This window comes from Nocardia cyriacigeorgica (assembly GCF_005863245.1).
GTDB lineage: Bacteria > Actinomycetota > Actinomycetes > Mycobacteriales > Mycobacteriaceae > Nocardia > Nocardia cyriacigeorgica_C.
Window position 1 is genome coordinate 1 of record NZ_VBUT01000025.1, and the last position, 3,683, is coordinate 3,683.

The window sequence follows — 3,683 nt, forward strand, 5'->3', positions numbered from 1 at the left end:
TTTCGAGTAGCGGCCGTATTGTGGCGCCCATGGTCGGTTCCCCGCATGAGGCGATGCATCGGATATTCCAGCACGACCCAGGCGTTTTCACGCGTGCCGTCCGCGCGCTCGGCCTACCCTTCCTCGATCCGCTCCGGGTCGAGCTACTTCCGACCGACCTCACCGAGACGAGGCCGGTTGAGCGTCGCGTCGACACTCTGCTGCGGATCGAGACGACCGACGGGGTGTTTCTGTTGGTGGTCGAGGCCCAGAGCGCGATCGATCACGGGAAACCGTCAGCCTGGGCCTACTACTTGTCGCACCTTCATGCCAAGTATCAGCTCCCGCCAGTTCTGCTGATCGTCTGCCAAGATCAGAAAACCGCCCGATGGGCTCGACGCCCGCCTGCGATCGGCACCCCATTCCGCAGAAGCCTGATTGTCCACCCCATCGTCCTCGGTCCGCACAATGTCCCCGTCGTCACCGACCCCGAGGTCGCAGCGTCCGATATCCCGTTGGCCGCATTGTCCGCGGTCACCCATGCCAACGAACCCGAAATAGATACAATCCTGAGAGCACTGGCCAGAGCGTTGCATGGGTTCGACACCGATCAGTCCATATTCGCCGAACTAACCGAAATGGGCCTCGGCACCAGCCCCGCGGCCAAGACCTGGAGGAAGTTGATGTCTGTGGATCTGTCGTTCTTCCGCTCGGAGACCTCGCAGCAACTTCGGGCCGAGGGGAGGGCTGAGGGGCTGCGCGAAAGCATCCTCAGGGTGCTGGAGCGTAGCGGTATAACGGTGTCGTCGAGCGTCATGCAGCGAATCGAAGGCTGCGATGACCTGGGCACTTTGCATACCTGGCTGGATCGCGCGCTGGCTGCGAAACGGGCAGACGATTTGTTCCAGAGCTGAATTCGGCGCCTAACCCAGCCCGACGCCGCCGACCGCCCTGGCAACCGAGTATTCGGCGAATGCGAACCCAGTGCATGCGAGCCAACCACGTACCGCCCACCCAGCGTGACCACCGTTTATGGTTCCCACCATGACCGTCCTGCGCTCGATCCTGTTGTTCGCCCTGGCCGCCGTCGCCGAGATCGGCGGCGCCTGGCTGGTCTGGCAAGGCGTCCGCGAACACCGCGGCTGGGCCTGGATCGGCGCAGGCACCATCGCCCTCGGCATCTACGGCTTCGTCGCCACCCTGCAACCCGACGCCAACTTCGGCCGCATTCTCGCCGCCTACGGCGGAGTCTTCGTAGCCGGCTCCCTACTCTGGGGCATGGCCCTCGACGGCTTCCGCCCCGACCGCTGGGACCTCATCGGCGCCGCTATCTGTCTCATCGGCGTCGCGGTGATCATGTACGCGCCGCGGCCGGTGTGAGCTGCGCTCCGGGGAGAAATCCCATTCGCGTCGCCCGAATTCGCGTGAATTACCACGAGTAATTCCGATTAACAGCTCCATGCTGTCGACCCTGTTCGGTGCAGGGACAATAATGCGAGACTTCGCTAGCGCGGTTGACTACTCGGCCGCTGCCCCGAAGCGGTCTACTGCGCAAGCAGCCGGAGTATCTCCGCCGTGCCATCTGTAACGTGCGTCGCCGCAAGCTCCCTCGGCGTCTTCCCGCCCGTGCTACCTGCCTGCGGCCCCATGCGAACATCGACCCGTGCTCCGGCCCGCAAGAGGAGTTGGACGCACTCGGGCGAGCCCCGATACGCGGCCGCGCACAGTGGCGGCCACTCGGCCGGCAGATCCGGGTTCATGCCATGGTCGAGCAGCAGCCGCACCGCCCCGGCATGCCCTTTGTTCGCAGCCATCGACAGAGCCCTCGACTCCGCTTCGATGCCCTGGGCCAGCAAGAAACTGATGATCTCGGTCCTGCCCCACTCCGCAGCCCAACTCAGCAATGTGCCTGCTGGCGTGGTGACAATCGCCAGATCCACACCGGCCTCGTGAGCGCGCCGCACCTCGTCGGTGTCGCGACGTACCACAGCCATGACGAGATCGAACTCTTCCGCACCGAGCATCCGACCAGTGTGCCGCGCCGAAGCTTCCGATCAGCACTGCGTCACCACGGCCCGCGATTTCCGGCCCCCGCCTCGCCAACGCCCGATCAACCCGCCGGCCCGTTTGTCCGGCCGCCAGTTCGGTGGACGACGCTAGGTCACCAACTAAACTCCGCGAAACTCGATGTGGACAAAGCGCGTATCCGCGTCCCGCACATCCACGGTGACTTCGCGAATCATCACCTTCCCGCTAGATGAGGTGAACCACGCTTCCTGCCCGTGTTCAACCCGGGGCGAAGATTCCAGGGGTGGACCGGCGATCGTCTTGATGGTGAAGGGAGGGTAGTCGCGGGTGAGTACAGCGGGAAACCGAGAGTGCTCCAACATCAGGGCGAGGTCGGCGGGGTTCGTCGTCACGGCGATTCGGTAATTTCGGTCACGTATGATCTCGCGCTGAACCAGCAACACTTCGGCGCCATCGGGCAACACCCACCCACCGTATTCGGTTGCCTCTCGGATCAATTCAGGGCGCACCGACTCCTCGGCATCGACGACCATCATCCGGTCGACGGCGTGGTCGGCGGCGCGACCGCACCCATACAGTCCGCCTGCGATCAGAACGCACAATCCGATCGCCCTCCCGGCCCACGGTCGCCAGCGCGCTCCACCAGCAGAACTCGATGTCATCGAGGATCCCCCATTCCACGAAGCACCGGAAGATCGTCTCCCGCGTAGGGCGTCAATCGTAGACGAGCCGGTACGCCTGGCCGACCCGCGCAAGGGCGTCGAGCGCGTGGCAGTGTCCGCCGAGATCCGGCGGGAGTTGGGCGCCGGCGCCGCCCGCCCACCGCGAGCACAGCACCCCTCCACCTCCGCCCGGTAACATCAACCCATTGCGCCGACGCCAGCCGCCGTGCGTTGGAGAAATGCTCGATTGGGGGGAAGACGATGACCGACGCTCTACCGGTGCAGGTGGATCCGGAGGAACTGCGGACTCACGCGACGAATGTGGACGGTCTGCGGGACCCGATGGGTCAGGCGCTGGAGGCGGCGAAGGCGGTGTCGGCGCCGACGGATGCGTTCGGGAAGTTGTGTGCGTTTCTGCCTCCGTTGTTTGTGGATTCGGTGGAGACCGATGGGATCACGGCGTTGGAGACGGCGTTGACCGCGTTGTCGGAGGATGCCACCAAGTTGCGTTCGGCGGCGGATTCGTTCGCGGCCGCGGATGGTTCGAATGCGGTGGCGGTGAAGGCGGCTGGTAGCGGGGTTTCGCGGTGACGGATACGGCGTCGAATCCGTTGATCGCCGCGCGTGAGGATTCTACCGAGTGGTATTCGGGTGTCACGCTGTTCGAGTCGGTGGCTGATGTCAAGGATGCGATTTCGTCTGGGTCGTGGATCGAGGCGGGGGTGGGGATCGCGGCCGCGGGGATGGAGGTCGCGGCGATGGTCGTCGACCCGATCGGCACGCTGGCGGGTTTCGGTGTCAGTTTTCTGATCGAGCATGTGCAGCCGTTGTCGGATGCGTTGGATTGGGTTGCGGGGGATCCTGATCAGATCACCGCGTATGCGAAGACGTGGGAAAACGTTGCCACGCAGGTCAGTTCGGCGGTCGATACGCATAAGCAGGCGGTCGAGGCGGATATCGCGAATTGGACGGGGGCGTCGGCGTCGGCGTATCGGGCGCGGGCGGCGGAGACTG

The 3,683-nt window shown here is 64.6% G+C and carries 7 protein-coding genes; 4 read left to right on the top strand and 3 right to left on the bottom strand.

Translation table 11 applies throughout. From position 1 onward, the window contains the following. Together FEK34_RS29735 and FEK34_RS29740 are read left to right on the top strand one after the other, a co-directional pair. Positions 1-893, top strand: an 893-nt coding sequence (locus FEK34_RS29735; protein ID WP_249359741.1) for a hypothetical protein, incomplete at its 5' end; no start/stop codon positions are given. Between the two features lie 130 nt (positions 894-1,023). Further along, the gene (locus FEK34_RS29740; protein WP_138453301.1) at positions 1,024-1,359 is read left to right on the top strand and encodes a YnfA family protein; all 336 of its coding nucleotides are present in this window, start codon (positions 1,024-1,026) and stop codon (positions 1,357-1,359) included. 164 nt (positions 1,360-1,523) lie between these two features. Here the strand turns inward: FEK34_RS29740 and FEK34_RS29745 are convergent, their stop codons facing one another. From FEK34_RS29745 to FEK34_RS31235, 3 genes are all read right to left on the bottom strand, one after another. Further along, positions 1,524-2,003, bottom strand: a complete 480-nt coding sequence (locus tag FEK34_RS29745) for an ankyrin repeat domain-containing protein (protein WP_138453303.1) — start codon at positions 2,001-2,003, stop codon at positions 1,524-1,526. 144 nt (positions 2,004-2,147) lie between these two features. After that, positions 2,148-2,669: a hypothetical protein gene (locus FEK34_RS29750; RefSeq protein WP_138453304.1), complete on the bottom strand. Its 522-nt coding sequence runs from the start codon at positions 2,667-2,669 to the stop codon at positions 2,148-2,150. Between the two features lie 52 nt (positions 2,670-2,721). Beyond that, on the bottom strand, positions 2,722-2,844 hold the full coding sequence (locus FEK34_RS31235; protein ID WP_283206619.1) for a hypothetical protein: 123 nt from the start codon (positions 2,842-2,844) through the stop codon (positions 2,722-2,724). An 86-nt stretch (positions 2,845-2,930) separates the two neighbouring features. Between FEK34_RS31235 and FEK34_RS29755 the strand changes: the two genes are divergently transcribed. Together FEK34_RS29755 and FEK34_RS29760 are read left to right on the top strand one after the other, a co-directional pair. After that, positions 2,931-3,260, top strand: coding sequence for a type VII secretion target (locus FEK34_RS29755; protein ID WP_138453305.1), 330 nt, complete (start codon positions 2,931-2,933; stop codon positions 3,258-3,260). Beyond that, positions 3,257-3,683, top strand: a 427-nt coding sequence (locus FEK34_RS29760; RefSeq protein ID WP_212748853.1) for a hypothetical protein, incomplete at its 3' end; no start/stop codon positions are given. The genes FEK34_RS29755 and FEK34_RS29760, both read left to right, overlap by 4 nt.